Raw genomic sequence first — 14,577 nt, 5'->3', positions numbered from 1 at the left:
GATCAGGCGGCGAGGAAATCGCCGATGGCTTTCAGGGTTTCAGGGCGTTCCTGCGGCACCAGATGGCCGGTGTCGGGCACGGACAAAAGCTGCGCGTTCGGCAGGTTTTCCAGCCAGATCGGCGCTTGCGAGGCGGGCAGCAGCCGGTCCTCGCCGCCCCAGACCAGCAGGGTCGGATTGGTGATCCGCGCCATGAACCGCCTGAGGTTCGGATGCCCCATGCCGAAGGGCGCGCAAAGCCGCCCGACGGTCTCGCCCTCTCGCGCGCGGTCGGCCCCGAAGGCGGCGGCAAAGGCCGGGTCGCTGCCGTCGGGGAAGAATGTCGCGGCAACAGCCGGATCATGCGTCATGTAGCCGGGGAAATCCTGCGGCGCGATCCCGGCCAGGGGCGTCGCGGGGTGCGCGGGATCGTTCAGCCCGGCCGGAGCGATCAGCACCACCTTGTCGAAACGCTCACGCGCGAGGGCGGCGAGTTCGGTGGCCATCCACCCCCCCATGGAAAAGCCCATCAGATGCGGCTTTTCCGCCAGATCCAGCGCATCGAGCAAGTTCAGGTAATGCAGCAGCATATCGGTCAGATCGGCGATATGCGGGGCGGGGCCGGAAAAGCCCATGCCCGGATGGCTGGGGCAGAGCACGCGGAAACGATCCGCCAGCCCCCCCGCGAAATCGAAGCCCTCCAGCGTGGCGGCGCCATGCAGGAACAGGATCGGCTTGCCTTGCCCCACGGCCTTCACCACCGTCTGGACGCCGCCGATGTCATATTCCAACGTCTCGAAACCTACCGGCATCTCGTCACTCCCCTCAGGAAAAATCTGGTTCAAGACAATTCGGGCTGGATCAGCACCTTGCATTGCGTGGTGCGGCGGCGCAGGCCCTCGAACACCTGCGGCACCGGCGACAGGCCGATCCGGTCGGTGATCAGTTGCTGCGGGATGCCGCTGGTCAGCGCATCCAGCGCCACGCCGAATTCGTTCTTCTGGTGGAAGAAGACGGTGAAGATCAGCTCCAGCTCTTTCGACAGCGCGACGAAGGGGTCCCATTCGTCGCCGCCGATGCAAAGCCCGACGCCGATCACCTTGCCCTGCAACCGCACCGCCTCGGAGGCGGCCTGCAAGAGCCCGCGCCGCCCCACGCATTCAAAGACGATATCGGGCGGGCCGTCGCACAGATCGGCCAGGTTTTCGGCCAGCCTTTCGCCCGACAGCGCGAAATCGGTGGCGCCCAGGGCCAATGCGCGCTCGCGCTGATGGGAATGGATATCGGCCATCAGCACATGGCTTGCCCCCATGCGCCGCGCCCAGAACGCCACCAGCAGCCCGATGGGGCCCGCGCCGACGATGGCCACCCGGTCGCCCGGCTTCATGCCCGAGCGCACGATGCAATGCAGGGCGACCGACAGCGGTTCGGCCAGCGCGGCATCGGCCAGATCGACGCCTTCGGGCACAAGGCGGCATTGCCGCGCCGCGACGGTGACATATTCGGCATAGCCGCCGCCGATCAACTGCATCTCGGGGCAGCGCGCCGGATCCCCGGCCAGGCAGCGCGCGCAATGCCCGCAGCCCCGCATCGGCACCACCGCCACGCCGTCGCCGATCCGCAGCCCCCGCACGTCCGCGCCAAGCGCCACCACCTCGCCCGCGATTTCATGGCCCAGCACGAAGCCCGAGCCGATGCCGAAGGGCGCGGGATCCTCGGTGATATGCAGGTCGCTGCCGCAGATGCCGCAACTGGCGACGCGCAGCACCACCTCGTCGGCGCCAGGTGTGGGATCGGGTCGGGTCTCGACGCTGAGCGGCACCCCGACCGCATCAAAGACGACGGCCTTCATGGGTTTTCCTTCTTGATGATGAGGTGGCGGCGGATCGGGAACCAGGGCGCGTCCCAGCGTTTCGAGATCATGCCCCAGATGCCGCTGCGGGCGTAAAGCGCGACCAGCACGGTCATCAGCCCCAGCACGACGAAATAGCTGGCGCCGTATTCGCCGAACCAGCGATCCGCGAGGAAATAGATCAGCGCGCCGATCAGCACCCCCTCGATCGAGGCGATGCCGCCGACCATCACGATGAAGATCGCGATATTGGACCACATCGGATCGAAGGCCGAGGGCGGGTTGATACGCAGTTGCGCCATGAAATAGACCGCGCCCACCAGCCCGCAGCCCACCGCCGCCGCGACATAGATCATGAAGCGCAGGCGCTTGACGTTCACGCCCTGGCTCTCCGCCGCCACCGGATTGTCGCGCATCGCGATCAGCGCCAGCCCATAGCGCGAGCGCAGGAACCAGTAGCTGCCGCCGATGGTCACCAGGATCATCAGCGCGCAAAGAAGCGACATCGCCACATTGCGCTCGAAGGCGGAATAATCCCTCATCACCGAAAGCGACATGCCCGCCCCGGCATTCAGCCATCCCATGTTCGAGGCCACCAGCCGGAACACTTCGGCCACGACCCAGGTGCCGATGGCGAAATAGGGCCCGTCCAGCCGGTGCAAGAGCAGGTAGCACGGCACCGCCAGCGCGGCGGGCACCAGAAGCGACAGGAAGATGGCAATGAAAGGGTTGATGCCGAAGGTCTGGGCCAGCACGAAAAGCGCATAGCCCGCCGCCCCCATGAAGGCCTGTTGCCCCACCGAGACCAGCCCGGCATAGCCCGCCAGCATGTTCCACATCTGCGCCACCGCGATATAGCAGCACAGCTCCAGGATCATGCGGATGGTGCCGGTCCTGGCCCACCATGGCATCGCCACAAGCCCGATCACCACCAGCGCGAAAAGCACGATCGCGATGCGCCCCGAAGCCGTCTGGCGGCGCACCTGAAGTCGCGGCGCGGGCGTGGGGGAAGTTGCAGGAACAGAAGTCATGTCTCAGGCCTTTCCGAACAGGCCCTGCGGGCGGGTCGCCAGCACGAGCAGGAAAACGAGATGCCCGGCCAGCACGCCGAAACCGGGGTCGATGCGAAAGCCGATGGCCTGGGTGATGCCAAGCACCATCGATCCGACGAAGGCGCCCCAGATCGAGCCCATGCCGCCGATGATCACCGCCTCGAAGGCGTAGATGAGCTGCGCGCCGCCATCGGCCGGGGCCACGGTCGAGCGCAGCGACTGGAACACCGCCGCAAAGCCCAGGATGCCGACCGCGATGGCGGTGGCCGAGGCATAGACCTTGCGCGGGTTGATCCCCGTCATCGCGGCCGCCTCGACATCGGCCGCCGCCGCGCGCAGCGCCCGGCCAAAGCGCGTGCGCCTCAGCGTCAGGTCCAGCCCCCAGGTCAGGCCGATGGCGAAGACCAGCACGATCACCGGCAGAAGGCCGATATAGATGCCGCCAATCTGGATGGACTTGCTTTCGATCCCGCCACCCGGCAGCGACCGGCTGTTCGCCGACCAGATCTGCAGCATCAGGTTCTGCAAGGCCAGCGACAGGCCGAAGGTCGCGATCAGCGATGGCAGCGGATCCTCGCCCACCACCCTGTTCAGGATCGCCTTCTGCAGGATCCAGCCCAGCGCCAGCGCCAGCGGCACCAGCGCCACCATCACCGTGAACGGCCCGAGACCGAAGGACGAGGCCAGCGAGATTCCCAGCAGCGACAGCAGGATCACCAGATCGCCATGGCTGACATTGACGATCTTCATCACACCGAACATCAGCGCCATGCCAAGTGCATATTGCGCATACATGCCGCCCAGCAGCACGCCTTGCACCAGCGCGTCAAACCACTGCATGGGAACCTCCGAAATAGGCCTGGGAAATCGCGTCGCGGGTGACCTCGGCCGAGCGGCCGGTCAGGGTCACGCGCCCTTCGAGCAGGCAATAAAGCCGGTCGCTGGCCTGTTTCGCCAGCCCCACATCCTGCTCGACCAGAATGACCGAGGTGCCCTGCGCCCGCACCTCGGGCAGCGCGGCATAGATTTCGCGAATCACCTTGGGCGCAAGGCCCAGGCTGATCTCGTCGCAAAGCAGCAGTTTCGGCTGGCACAGAAGCGCCCGCCCGATCGAGACCATCTGCTGCTGCCCGCCGGACAGGCTTTGCACCGGAGTGCGGGCCTTTTCCTTCAGGATCGGGAACAGGTCGTGCAGGCGTTCCAGCGTCCAGCCGCCCTTGCGGCCCAGCCGTTCGGCCTGATCCATGGCCACGCGCAGATTGTCGTCGACCGACATGCCCGCGAAAAGGCGCCGCCCCTCGGGCACGATGGCAACGCCCATCTGCACCATGCGGTCGGTGGCGGTGCCGCCGATGGGCGCCCCCTCCATCCGCACCATCTCGGGCGCAACCGGCAAAAGGCCCATGATCGCGCGCAGGAAGGTGGATTTTCCCGCGCCATTGGCCCCGATCAGCGCCACGGCCTCGCCCGCCGCGATTTCGAAATCGATACCGTAAAGCGCCTGGAAATCGCCATAGCGCGCCACCAGCCGATGGGTGGAGAGAATGGCCCCGCTCATGCTTCGATCCCCATGTAGACGCGTTTCACTTCCGGGTCGGCGATCACGGCGTCCGGCGCGCCCTCGGCGATCTTTTCGCCGAAGTTCAGCACCATCAGCCGATCTGCCACGGCAAGCAGCGCGTGCAGCACATGCTCGATCCAGATGATGGTGACCCCCCGGTCGCGGATCCGGCGCACCAGCGCGACGAGGTCTTGCGATTCCTCCTCCGTCAGCCCGCCCGCGATCTCGTCCAGCAGCAAAAGCCTGGGGTCCGAGGCCAGCGCCCGCGCCAGTTCCAGCCGCTTGCGGTCGAGAAGCGTCAGCCCGCCCGCCCGCAGATTGGCCTTGTCCGCCAGTTCGCAATCCTCAAGCACCTGCGCGCAGAAGGCATAGCTGTCCTGTTCGGACTTGCCGCCCCCGAAGGCCGAGGCGACCAGCAGGTTTTCGAAGGTGGTCATGCCCGAATAGGGGCGCGGGATCTGATAGGTCCGCCCGATCCCCATCTTGCAGCGCCGGAAGGGCGGCTCTCCCTTCAGCGTCACGTCCCCCAGGCGGATTTCGCCGCCCGAGGGTTTGATATCGCCGCTGATCATGTTGAACAGCGTGGTCTTGCCCGCCCCGTTGGGGCCAAGAATGCCCAGCACCTCGCCACGATACACATCGAAGCTGACGCCATGCAGAACCCGCACCGCGCCAAAGCTCTTCGACACATCGCGCGCGCCCAGCAGAATGTCCCGGCTCATCCCGGCCACCAGATCCAGCATGATCACCAGGAGATCGGCACGATCTTCTGTTCCGGCGGGAACAGTTGGTTGACCGTGTTGTCGACGATCCTCAGGTCATAGGGCCACGCTTCGCCCTGGACCCACTGGCCACCGAAGATCGGCATGGTGCAGATGTTCTTGTGCGGGGTGCCCGCGAATTTCACCGGGCCGCAGACGGTGGTGATGTCGGTCGCCGCCATCGCCTCGCGGTTGGCCTCGCGGTCCAGCGGATCGGTCGAGCGTTTCAGGATGTCGATCGCGACCTCCAGCAGCGCGTGGGAATAGCCCAGCGGCTGGGTCCATTGCCGCTTCTGGTCGGCCTCCCACTGATCGGCGAGCGCGCGGCTGTCCTGCCCGGTCAGGGTCGAGGGGAAGGGGAAGGCCGGGGTCCACCAGACCTCGGAGGACATGCCGTTTCCAAGGGGGCCCATCGCCTCGACCCCGCCGGGGAACAGCAGCGCCGCCGCCACCGTCACCGCCTTTGGCTTGAAGCCCTGCTGGTTGCACTGGGTGACGAAGGTCTTCAGGTCGTCGGGATAGGTGATACCGCCGATGATCTCGCAGCCCGCCTGTTTGAAGGTGGCGATCTGGGCCGAGAAGTCGTTGGTCCGCGGCTGGAAATAGCCGGGAATGGTGACATCGTAGCCCGCGGCGCGGGTCGGGACCGGCAGGCCGTAATCTGCATTGCCCCAGGTCTCGCCGTCGATGTTCTGCGGGAACAGCATGCCGACCTTCTTGTTGGTCTCCAGCCCGTCCCAAAGGCCGACGAAGGTGTTCAGCGCCTCGTCCAGCCCCCAGAAGAAGTGGTAGGTCCAGTCGAATTCGCCGCCGCCGCGCGGGAAGACCACCGCCTGCCACGGCGCGCCCGACGAGATGCAGGGCGTCTCGTAGAGTTCGGATTGTTCCATCACCGGCAGGATCGTGTCGGTGGTCGAGGCGGGCACCATCAGGTGCACCTCGTCGTTCAGGATCAGATCGCCCGCGATCTCGGCGGCCTTGTTGGGGTTGGACTGGCTGTCGCGCTCCAGGATCTCCAGCTCATAGACATCGCCGTTGGCCGAGGTGATCTGCCCGCCCAGGGCGGCGCGGATCTTCTGGACCGTATAGCCGTCGGTCTCCCCGAACAGGCCCAGCGGGCCGGTGGCGGGGGTCACATAGGCCATCCTGATCTTGCCCGCCGTCTGGGCGCGCAGGATGCCGGGCAGCGCCAGCGACGAGGCAGCCATCCCCGCCCCCATGCCGCGCAGCATCGACCGGCGGCTGATCCCCGATCCGACAAGCTTGTTGTAATAGGTCATTGCGTTTCCTCCCTCGGGTTGATCCAGCGCGCTCCGCCCCTCCTCAAAGGCGGATGCGGACTGGCGGAAAATTCAGGTCATGCGGGTGAGCGAGCCGCCGTCGATCACGATCAGCGAGCCGGTGAAATAGCTGCCCGCGGGCGAGGCCAGCAGCAGCGCGAGCCCCTTGATATCCTCGACATCGCCGATCCGGCCGATCAGGGACTGGGCCTCGAACGCCTCGCGGTCGGCCTTGTTGCGCAGCCGTCCGCCCGCGATATTGGTGATGAAGGGGCCGGGCAGGATCGCGTTGACGCGGATGCCGTAGGCGCCCAGTTCCATCGCCATATGCCGCACGAAATGGTTCACCGCCGCCTTGGCGGGCATATAGCTGGTGCCGACGATGCTTTCGTTGATCTCCGCCGCGATGGAGGAGGTGACGATGATCTCGCCCGCGCCCTGCGGCTTCATGTGGCGCACGGCGTTCTTCACCGTGGTATAGACCGAGGTCAGATTGATCTCGATACCGCGGTCCCACTGGCTGTCGGGGATGTTCTCGATGGCCCCGTCGGGGTTGCGCTTGCCGTCCGGCGTCATGAAGCCGGGGCCGGGGTCGATCCCGGCATTGGCGAAGACGGTGTCGATCCGGCCATGGCGGTCAGCCACCTTGTCGAAGGCCGCGGCCATCGCCGGGCGATCCCCCACGTCGACGACCTGGCCCCAGACCTCGCCCGCGATCTCGGCCACGGCACGGTCGATCCCGGCGCCGTCAATGTCGAAGATGCACACCCTCGCCCCGCCTTCGGCCATGATCTCGGCATAGGCCCGGCCGATGCCGCTGGCGCCGCCGGTGACGATCACGGATTTTCCGCGCACATCGAACATCGTTTCAAGTGAAGCCAAGACACTCTCCTCCCCAGCGCTTTCTCCCGCCCGGTCCGGCAACAGGCAGCGGGCCCGCCCGATGGACAGGACATGCGCCCCCTCCCGGGAAAACCCCGAGTTGCCGCTGGAACCCCTGACGAGAAACTCCCGCCCCCCTCCCAGAGAGCGCGATTACAGGCAGCATGAAGTGGGCGGATGGCCGAACAAGTCAAATGCGGAAAACAGGATTTTTTATAGCAGTTCGGTATAAATACAATGCGTTGATTTTGCTACAATTTCCAGAATTCCGCCTCAAACGCACTGACGGCATGGCGAAAAATCTTGATGTAATGGTAAAGCTTCATCACCATTACATCAAATCAAGCAGATCAGGTGATGAAGCCCCCCCTCTTGCCCCTTCGCGGCAATTCCGATTCCGCTGCCCTGCTGGACCGGGGCGGCAGGCCAACGCTGCGCGAATTTCTGGGCGGGCTGCAATTCGACCCGGCCACCGGCACGCTGCGGCTCAACGGAGAGCGGGTGACCCTGCAACTGGCCGAGGCCGACCGCATCCTGCGGCGCGAGCTGATCCACCACCTGGGCGAGGAGAAGGCGCGGATCTTCCTTTTGCGGCGCGGCTTTCGCATGGGGCGCAACGATGCGGCCTTCGTCGCCTCAAGCTGGCCGATGCTGGACCGGGGCGATGCCTTCACCGCCGGGACCAGGCTGCACATGTTCAGCGGCATCGTGCGGGTCGAGACGGTGCATAACGACTTCGACTTCGCGCGCGGGCGCTTCTCGGCCGAGTTCCTGTGGCACAATTCACTTGAGGCGGGCGAGCCGCAGGGCGCCATGCCGGGGCGGGCGCGAGATCCCGTCTGCTGGCAGCAGCTTGGCTATGCCTCGGGCTATGCCAGCCATTTCTTCGGCGCGCTGGTGGTCTACAAGGAAACTGCCTGCGCGGCCCAAGGCCATCGCGCCTGCCGGGTGATCGGCAAGCTGGCCGAGGGCTGGGGCGAGGATGACCCCGATGTGATGCTGTTTCGCAGCCGCGTCCTGCCCGCGACCGCCCAGGAAAGCGATGAGGCCGATGGCCTGCGCAAGGCGGCGCCGCGCAGCGCACCCGCCACGTCCCGCGCCCCGGTCGCGGCCTTGCTCACCCCCGCGCGCGAGGCGTTGGACCTGGCGGTCCGGCTGCCCCTGCCCTGCCTGATCGCGGGCGAAGGCCCCTGCGGGCAAGAGGCGGCGGCGGGCCATCTTCTGGCGCGTCTTGGCGACGAGCCGCTGCGGATCAACGCCGCCGGATGCACGGCCGAGGCTTTGTGCGATGCCATCGCGCGCCTGCCGCAGGCGCGCAAGCGTCCCAAGCCGGAGGCGATGATGATCGAAGGGGTGGAGGATCTGCCGCCCCCCGCCCAGGCCGAACTGGCAAGGCGGTTGTGCATGGCGCCGCTGCCCGGCGAGCCCGATCCGCTGCCGCGCCTGGTGCTGACCTCGTCCAGGCCGCTGGCATGGTTGTCGGCGCGGCTTCTGCCCTCACTCTGGTTGCGGCTGGCGCCGCTGGCGGTGGAGATGCCTGGCCTGGCGCAACGCGCCGATCTGGACGCGGTGGCGCAGGAGCGCATGGGGATGATCGCGGCGCGGCTTGGCCTGCCCCCGCCTGCGGGCCTGCCCCCGCTGCGCGGCAAGATCGCCGATCTGGATCAACTGGACGGGGTGCTTAGCCTGCTGGCGATCGGCGGCTCAGGCGGCGCGGCCGCGACCGCCGACGATCTGGAGGCGGCACTGGCCCGTATCCGGCCGCAGCGCGCGGAAGACGATGACGGATGGATCGCGGCCAGGATCGCGGCAGGCGGTTTTTCCCTGCCCGCGCATGAGGCGCGGATCCGCGCCCTGGCCCTGGCGCAGACCGGCGGCAACCTGTCCGCTGCGGCGCGCCTGCTGGGCATCACCCGCCCGCAACTGGCCTATCGCGAGCAATCGGCGCGCGAGCGCGATTGATCCGGGCGGCCGGGGCGGAAGCGACCCCGCCGCCCGGAGGTCGGGTCAGGAAGGCCGGGTCAGGCCAAGGCCTCCATCTGCCCGCCGGTCGGGATCTCGGCGGCGCCGCCGTTCTCCACGATCACCAGATCGTAGCCGCCGCCCTCTTTCATCCGCCATTGGCCCCCCGTCAGCGGCGTCTTGCACACGTTCCGCGCCGCGAATTCCGGCACGCCCGCGCCGTTCCACGCCACCTTGCCGACCACGGTGGTCATGTCGGTCGCCGCAACGGCCTCGGCCACGGCATCGCCATCGCCCGTGTCACCGACCCGGCCCATGACATCGGCCGCCACCTCGAACAGCGAATGGACGAAGCCGATGGGCTGGGTCCAGGGCCGCCCGGTCTTCGCGGTGAAATCCTCCGCCAGTTCGGCCGAGCTTTGTCCGGTCAGCGTCGAGGCGAAGGGGTGCGAGGGCGACCACCAGACCTCGGACGACAGGTTGTGCCCCGCGGCGCCCAATGTCTCGACCGATTGCGGGAACAAGAGCGCCTTGGCCACCGTCACCGCCTTCGGCTTCAGCCCCTGCTGGCGCAACTGCGCCCAGAAGGTCGCGAAATCCGGCGGGATCAGCACGCCGGTGATGATATCGGTATTGGCCGCCTTGAAGGCGTTGATCTGGGCCGAGAAATCATCCGACAGGTTCTGGAAGCTGCCCGGATTGGTCAGCGCATAGCCCTTTTCCGCAAGGCCCGGGCGCAGGCCATTCTCGTCGTCGCCCCAGGCATTGCCATCGGCATCGTTGGGGAAAAGTCCCCCCACCGCCTTGTCGGTCGCCAATTGGTCCCACATCGCGGTATAGACGCGGATCACATCCTCCATGCCCCAGAAATAATGGAAGGCATAGTCGAAGGGCTGCCAGCTTGCCGGATCGCGGGGATTACCCTGCTGGCCGATGAACCAGGGCTGCCAGGGCGCGACCGTGGTGATGACCGGCACCCCCTCGCCTTCGCAGACGCCCGCCACCGGATTGGTGTTTTCGGGGGTCGAGGCCGCCAGCATCAGGTCGACGCCATCGCTCAGGATCAGTTCCTTGGCGACATCGGCGGCACGGTTGGGGTTGGACTGGCTGTCCTTCACCACCACCTCGAAATTCCCGCCAAGTTCGGAGGCCAGGAAGGCCTGGATGTTCCAGGCGTCGCTTTCGGCGAAACCGGCCAGCGGCCCGGTCTGCGGCGAAACATAGCCCAGCTTGATCCGGGCGCCCTGCGCGATGGCCGGGCTGGCAAGCCGGGATGCGGCCAGCGTCAGGCCGGTGGCCGCCGATGTGTGCAGGAATTTCCGTCTGGTAAACATGTCATCCTCCCTGATGAGCCTTGGGCGCGACCTTTCCCGCCCGCGCCATCCCCGGCGCAAGAATGTCCGCAGGCTGGCGGTTTTTGTTTAGGATCTTGGTTGGACAGCATAACCCGGCGTTATGAAGCCGCCGGATCATGCCGCCGCGGTCAGCGGTGTATCCCGTCCAGAACCTCATGCAGCATGGCGATCTCGGGGTCCGAGACCTCATGCCCCCGTCCAGGATAAAGCGCGGCCCGCAATCTGGCGCGACCGCGGCCCAGTTCCAGCGCGGCCTCGGCAAAGGCCTCGACCGGGATCCAGGGATCATTGTCCGATCCGGTCAACCAGACAGGCAGGTCGGGGGCAAGCGCCCTTCGTCGGTCGTCCGCCAACACCCCGACCCGGCAACCGGTCAGCGCCACCAGCGCCTCCGGCGCGGGCAGGCCCGCGAAGGCATATTCCAGCGAGAGGCATGCCCCTTGCGAAAAGCCCGCCAGCACCAGCGGCAGGCCGGGATGAAGCGCCCGGGCCGCCGCGATATCCGCCGCCAGATGATCCAGCGCCAGGGCCAGCGCGGCGCGGGTATCAGTGGTCAGGGGATCGACGGCCTTGGCCGCATACCAGGTCCCATCCGGCGCGCGCGGCAGGACGAAGGTCACATCCGGCACGGCAAGCCGCGCCAGGATGTGGGACTGCATCTCCTCGGGCGACTGGCCGCGACCGTGGACAAGGACGCAGACCGCCCTTGCCCCGGCTTTCGCCCCAAGATGGAGCGCTTCGGCCATCAGACGAACTCGGCCTGTTCCAGACCTTCGCGCAGCTCGGCCTCGCGGTCCTTGAACCACGGCGGGAAGACCAGGGTCTTGCCGATCTCGCCGGGCTCTTCATCCCGCGCCCAGCCCTGCGGCGTGGTCCAGGCCAGCTCAAAAAGCGCGCCGCCGGGCGAGCGGACATAGCAGGACTTGAAGTAGTTGCGGTCCTTCTGTTCCGAGATGTCGGTGAAGCCCAGGCCCTCGATATGGGCGCGCAGCTTAAGCTGGTTTTCCTCGTCGCCGGTGTTCAGCGCCAGGTGGTGGATGGTGCCGCCCGAGAGCGTCCAGGTGCCCTGCGGGCTGGTGCGATCCTCGATCACCTCGACGCGCTGGATCACGCCATTGGCGTCCGGCACGCGGTAGACGGTGCCTTCGTGATTGTCCGCCTCCTTGGTCAGCGGCAGGGCGATGGTCATGAAGTCATCCATCGCCGTGCGGTCGAAACAGGCAACCAGGCCGCCATAGATGCCCTTGATGCCATGGGCCGCGCCGATGCCCTGCGCGTCGTTGGTGATCGGCGCGCGCGGGTCGCTGTCGCTTTCCACCAACTCATGCGGGATGCCGCAGGGATGGGCGAAGGCCACCCGGTCGGCGCCGAAGCGGGTGATCTTCTCCGCCGGGATGCCGCGCGCGTTCAGCCGGTCCACCCAGAAATCCGCCGCGCCCACCGGGATCGACTGCATGATGCTGCGCGACTGGTTGGTGCCGCGGCGGCCGTAAACCCCGGGCTTCCTGAAGGGGAAGGTGGTGATGATGGTCGAGGCATCGCCATCGGGCGAGCCGTAATACAGGTGATAGACCGGGATCGTGCCGTCAAACAGCACGGTGCGCTTCACCGAATGCAGACCAAGGGTCTTGGTGTAGAAATCGAAATCCTCCTGCGCGCCGTCCGTGGACATGGTCAGGTGGTGGTAGCCGCTGATTGCTGACATGGTCTCTCCTCCGTTTGTCGTGCTGTCCCGGCACGGGCCGGGCCATTCTGGGTTCAGCCTTGCCGCAGCGGGCAAAGCACAAGGTCAAGGTCGAGCGCGCGGCCCATCGCACCTCCGTCCATGGGCACAGCGCGGAATTCGGCCAGGAGTTCGGGCTTCACCCCGAAAATCGCATCGCGACCGATGGCGGGATCGTCTCGGTCGAAAATATGGGTGGTCAGCCGCTGATACCCCTCGGCCGACACGCGGAAATGGATATGGGCGGGACGCGCCAGGCACAGGCCAAGCCGCGTCATCAGCCGCCCCACCGGCCCGTCCGAGGGCAGCGCATAGCCCCCCGGCATGACCGAGCGGAAGGCGAAGCGCCCCTGGCCATCCGCCTTCAGCCGCCCGCGCAGGTTGTTCTCGGGTTGCAGGTCGGGTTCCTGGTTTTCGTATTGGCCCTGTCCGTTCGCCTGCCAGACCTCGACCCAGGCCCCGGGCAGCGCCGTCCCGTCCAGCGCCAGCACCCGGCCCCGCACCTGCAAGTGCACCCCCGCGCCATCGAGGCTGATCGAGCCGCCATTGTCACGCAGCGGCGCATCGGCGCGATAGAACGGCCCGGCCACGGTATTGGGCGTGCAGCCTGCCGGGCGGGGGGTGTTCAGATCCTCGACCAGCATCGACAGGCCAAGCGCATCGGCCAGCAAGACCCATTCCTGCCGCCTGGCATCGGCGGCATGGCCGACCTCGGTCAGATAGTCGAGCACCTGCCGGAACTCCGCAGGCGTTAGGCGCAGGTCGCGCACCAGCCCGTCCAGCGCATCGACCAGCGCCGCCAGCCCGCGCCCCAGCCGACCGGCGCTCAGGCCCGCCAGCCGCGCCGAAAACGCCGCGCCGTCATGGTTCCGGGTTGTGCTGCTGTCCGCCTGCGGGGTCGTCCCCCTCGGCAGGACCGATCTCTCGCCCTGCATCCGCCGGGGCCTCCCCTCCCCGTTGCGGCAAGCTTTACCGCGCGGCGCGCTTTTTTGGTTGAGTTGTTCGAAGGGCGGTATAACAGAGTGCTATGAAGCTGAATGAACGCCACCTGATGCAGCTCGCCGCGGTTCTGGATGCGGGCGGGGTCTCGGAAGGGGCCGCGATGCTGGGGCTGACCCAGCCCGCGGTCTCGCGCTCGCTTGCCATGCTGGAAGACCGGGTGGGCGAGCCGCTTTTCGTCAAGGGCCGCCGCCCCCTGCAGGCGACGCCGCTGGGCATGCAGCTTGCGGTGCAGGGCCGCACGATCATCGCCGCCTCGCGCCGGGCCTCGGATGCGGTGCAGGGCTTCGTGCGCGGCACCACGGGCGTCGTGCGGGTTGCGGGCGTGCCTTTCTTCATGGATGCGATGATCAGCCAGATGATCGGCGCGTTCCTCAATCAGGAACCGGGCGTGACCGTGCAGCAAAGCTACATGAACCTGCCGGAAATGGCGGCGGCGCTGGAGGCGGGGCAGGTCGACCTCGGCATCGTCCCGATCGGGGTCCTGGACCTTGGCCCCGGTTTCGAATTCACCGAAATCCTGCCCGGGCGCAATATCGTCGCCTGCCGCCCCGGCCATCCGCTGATGCGCAAGCGCCCGCTGGAGGCGCAAGACCTGACGACCTACCCTTGGGTGGCGCCGCTGCCCGGATCGCCCCTGATGTCGGATCTGCAGATGATCCTGATGTCCATCGGCATGTCCGACCTGAACATCCGCTACTCGGGCGGCTCTTTGATGAGCGTCGTGAACGTGCTGGCGGAAACCGATGCGCTGGCGGTGCTGCCCTATTCCACCGTCTTCGCGCAGCGCAAGGAAAGCCGGATCACCGTGCTGCCCTACAACATCCCGCAGCCCAACAGATCGCTTGGCATCCTGCGGCGGGTGAACACGGCCCGCGCCCCTGCGGCCGAGCGGTTCGCCAGCCATATCATCGCCGCCTTCGACAACCTGAAGCATGTCATCAAGCGGCATGAGCGGGCGGTTGTCTGGGGGGCCGAGACCCCCGCCGACCCGCCGTCATTCTGATCGGCCCATGATCAGGCCTTCACCCGCCGCCTTGGCTCCTGCGCTGGACCTGCAATACGGATGTCAGCGCGGGAAGATCGGGCGCCAGCCGTTTGCCGCTCGCCCAGATCAAGGCGAGTCGCGACGGGGATCACCTTATGGCAAAGCCCGTAGCAAGCGCCCAAC

The 14,577-nt window shown here is 67.0% G+C and carries 14 protein-coding genes; 2 read left to right on the top strand and 12 right to left on the bottom strand.

Translation table 11 applies throughout. The features are described from left to right. Nucleotides 1–2: 2 nt before the first annotated feature. From ABNX41_RS14155 to ABNX41_RS14120, 8 genes are all read right to left on the bottom strand, one after another. Nucleotides 3–791 carry an alpha/beta fold hydrolase gene (locus ABNX41_RS14155; protein ID WP_438670377.1) on the bottom strand — a complete coding sequence of 263 codons (789 nt, stop codon included), beginning with the start codon at nucleotides 789–791 and terminating at the stop codon, nucleotides 3–5. 29 nt (nucleotides 792–820) lie between these two features. Further along, nucleotides 821–1,831, bottom strand: a complete 1,011-nt coding sequence (locus ABNX41_RS14150; protein ID WP_438670376.1) for a zinc-dependent alcohol dehydrogenase — start codon at nucleotides 1,829–1,831, stop codon at nucleotides 821–823. Beyond that, entirely contained in the window at nucleotides 1,828–2,862 is a 1,035-nt protein-coding gene (locus ABNX41_RS14145; RefSeq protein ID WP_438670375.1) for a branched-chain amino acid ABC transporter permease, read from the bottom strand. Before ABNX41_RS14145 ends, ABNX41_RS14150 begins: the two co-directional genes overlap by 4 nt. A 3-nt stretch (nucleotides 2,863–2,865) precedes the next feature. Further along, on the bottom strand, nucleotides 2,866–3,723 hold the full coding sequence (locus ABNX41_RS14140) for a branched-chain amino acid ABC transporter permease (RefSeq protein ID WP_438670374.1): 858 nt from the start codon (nucleotides 3,721–3,723) through the stop codon (nucleotides 2,866–2,868). Continuing rightward, on the bottom strand, nucleotides 3,710–4,441 hold the full coding sequence (locus ABNX41_RS14135) for an ABC transporter ATP-binding protein (protein ID WP_438670373.1): 732 nt from the start codon (nucleotides 4,439–4,441) through the stop codon (nucleotides 3,710–3,712). Before ABNX41_RS14135 ends, ABNX41_RS14140 begins: the two co-directional genes overlap by 14 nt. Then, complete coding sequence (locus ABNX41_RS14130) at nucleotides 4,438–5,187, bottom strand: ABC transporter ATP-binding protein (protein WP_438670421.1); 750 nt, start codon at nucleotides 5,185–5,187, stop codon at nucleotides 4,438–4,440. The genes ABNX41_RS14135 and ABNX41_RS14130 overlap by 4 nt, the downstream gene beginning before the upstream one ends. 2 nt (nucleotides 5,188–5,189) lie before the next feature. Further along, complete coding sequence (locus ABNX41_RS14125) at nucleotides 5,190–6,485, bottom strand: ABC transporter substrate-binding protein (RefSeq protein WP_438670372.1); 1,296 nt, start codon at nucleotides 6,483–6,485, stop codon at nucleotides 5,190–5,192. 72 nt (nucleotides 6,486–6,557) lie between these two features. After that, nucleotides 6,558–7,367 (bottom strand): SDR family NAD(P)-dependent oxidoreductase, encoded by an 810-nt coding sequence (locus ABNX41_RS14120; RefSeq protein ID WP_438670371.1) that lies wholly within the window; start codon nucleotides 7,365–7,367, stop codon nucleotides 6,558–6,560. 357 nt (nucleotides 7,368–7,724) lie between these two features. On the opposite strand from ABNX41_RS14120, the gene ABNX41_RS14115 reads away from it, so the two are divergent. Next, the gene (locus ABNX41_RS14115; protein ID WP_438670420.1) at nucleotides 7,725–9,329 is read left to right on the top strand and encodes a XylR N-terminal domain-containing protein; all 1,605 of its coding nucleotides are present in this window, start codon (nucleotides 7,725–7,727) and stop codon (nucleotides 9,327–9,329) included. A 59-nt stretch (nucleotides 9,330–9,388) separates the two neighbouring features. On the opposite strand, the gene ABNX41_RS14110 is transcribed toward ABNX41_RS14115, so the two are convergent. The 4 genes from ABNX41_RS14110 to ABNX41_RS14095 all read right to left on the bottom strand — a co-directional run bounded on the left by ABNX41_RS14110 (nucleotide 9,389) and on the right by ABNX41_RS14095 (nucleotide 13,342). Next, on the bottom strand, nucleotides 9,389–10,663 hold the full coding sequence (locus ABNX41_RS14110) for an ABC transporter substrate-binding protein (RefSeq protein WP_438670370.1): 1,275 nt from the start codon (nucleotides 10,661–10,663) through the stop codon (nucleotides 9,389–9,391). A gap of 149 nt (nucleotides 10,664–10,812) precedes the next feature. Beyond that, on the bottom strand, nucleotides 10,813–11,430 hold the full coding sequence (locus tag ABNX41_RS14105) for an alpha/beta hydrolase (RefSeq protein WP_438670369.1): 618 nt from the start codon (nucleotides 11,428–11,430) through the stop codon (nucleotides 10,813–10,815). Next, nucleotides 11,430–12,389: a VOC family protein gene (locus ABNX41_RS14100; RefSeq protein ID WP_438670368.1), complete on the bottom strand. Its 960-nt coding sequence runs from the start codon at nucleotides 12,387–12,389 to the stop codon at nucleotides 11,430–11,432. Before ABNX41_RS14100 ends, ABNX41_RS14105 begins: the two co-directional genes overlap by 1 nt. Nucleotides 12,390–12,442: 53 nt before the next feature. Beyond that, nucleotides 12,443–13,342: a dioxygenase family protein gene (locus tag ABNX41_RS14095; protein WP_438670367.1), complete on the bottom strand. Its 900-nt coding sequence runs from the start codon at nucleotides 13,340–13,342 to the stop codon at nucleotides 12,443–12,445. Nucleotides 13,343–13,434: 92 nt separating this feature from the next. Here ABNX41_RS14095 and ABNX41_RS14090 point away from each other — a divergent pair, with 92 nt between their 5' ends. Next, nucleotides 13,435–14,412 (top strand): LysR family transcriptional regulator, encoded by a 978-nt coding sequence (locus tag ABNX41_RS14090; RefSeq protein ID WP_438670366.1) that lies wholly within the window; start codon nucleotides 13,435–13,437, stop codon nucleotides 14,410–14,412. The last annotated feature ends 165 nt before the right edge of the window (nucleotides 14,413–14,577 follow it).

This window comes from Pseudogemmobacter sonorensis, from assembly GCF_042762395.1.
GTDB lineage: Bacteria > Pseudomonadota > Alphaproteobacteria > Rhodobacterales > Rhodobacteraceae > Pseudogemmobacter > Pseudogemmobacter sonorensis.
The sequence above is the reverse complement of the archived record's forward strand: the minus strand, read 5'-3'. Positions and strand labels throughout refer to the sequence as shown.

Excerpts from the sequence above, each read along its gene's own strand:
- ABNX41_RS14155 (WP_438670377.1), bottom strand. The coding sequence starts at position 791 with ATGCCGGTAGGTTTCGAGACGTTGGAATATGACATCGGCGGCGTCCAG.
- ABNX41_RS14150 (WP_438670376.1), bottom strand. The coding sequence starts at position 1,831 with ATGAAGGCCGTCGTCTTTGATGCGGTCGGGGTGCCGCTCAGCGTCGAG.
- ABNX41_RS14145 (WP_438670375.1), bottom strand. The coding sequence starts at position 2,862 with ATGACTTCTGTTCCTGCAACTTCCCCCACGCCCGCGCCGCGACTTCAG.
- ABNX41_RS14140 (WP_438670374.1), bottom strand. The coding sequence starts at position 3,723 with ATGCAGTGGTTTGACGCGCTGGTGCAAGGCGTGCTGCTGGGCGGCATG.
- ABNX41_RS14135 (WP_438670373.1), bottom strand. The coding sequence starts at position 4,441 with ATGAGCGGGGCCATTCTCTCCACCCATCGGCTGGTGGCGCGCTATGGC.
- ABNX41_RS14130 (WP_438670421.1), bottom strand. The coding sequence starts at position 5,187 with ATGCTGGATCTGGTGGCCGGGATGAGCCGGGACATTCTGCTGGGCGCG.
- ABNX41_RS14125 (WP_438670372.1), bottom strand. The coding sequence starts at position 6,485 with ATGACCTATTACAACAAGCTTGTCGGATCGGGGATCAGCCGCCGGTCG.
- ABNX41_RS14115 (WP_438670420.1), top strand. The coding sequence starts at position 7,725 with ATGAAGCCCCCCCTCTTGCCCCTTCGCGGCAATTCCGATTCCGCTGCC.
- ABNX41_RS14110 (WP_438670370.1), bottom strand. The coding sequence starts at position 10,663 with ATGTTTACCAGACGGAAATTCCTGCACACATCGGCGGCCACCGGCCTG.
- ABNX41_RS14105 (WP_438670369.1), bottom strand. The coding sequence starts at position 11,430 with ATGGCCGAAGCGCTCCATCTTGGGGCGAAAGCCGGGGCAAGGGCGGTC.
- ABNX41_RS14100 (WP_438670368.1), bottom strand. The coding sequence starts at position 12,389 with ATGTCAGCAATCAGCGGCTACCACCACCTGACCATGTCCACGGACGGC.
- ABNX41_RS14095 (WP_438670367.1), bottom strand. The coding sequence starts at position 13,342 with ATGCAGGGCGAGAGATCGGTCCTGCCGAGGGGGACGACCCCGCAGGCG.
- ABNX41_RS14090 (WP_438670366.1), top strand. The coding sequence starts at position 13,435 with ATGAAGCTGAATGAACGCCACCTGATGCAGCTCGCCGCGGTTCTGGAT.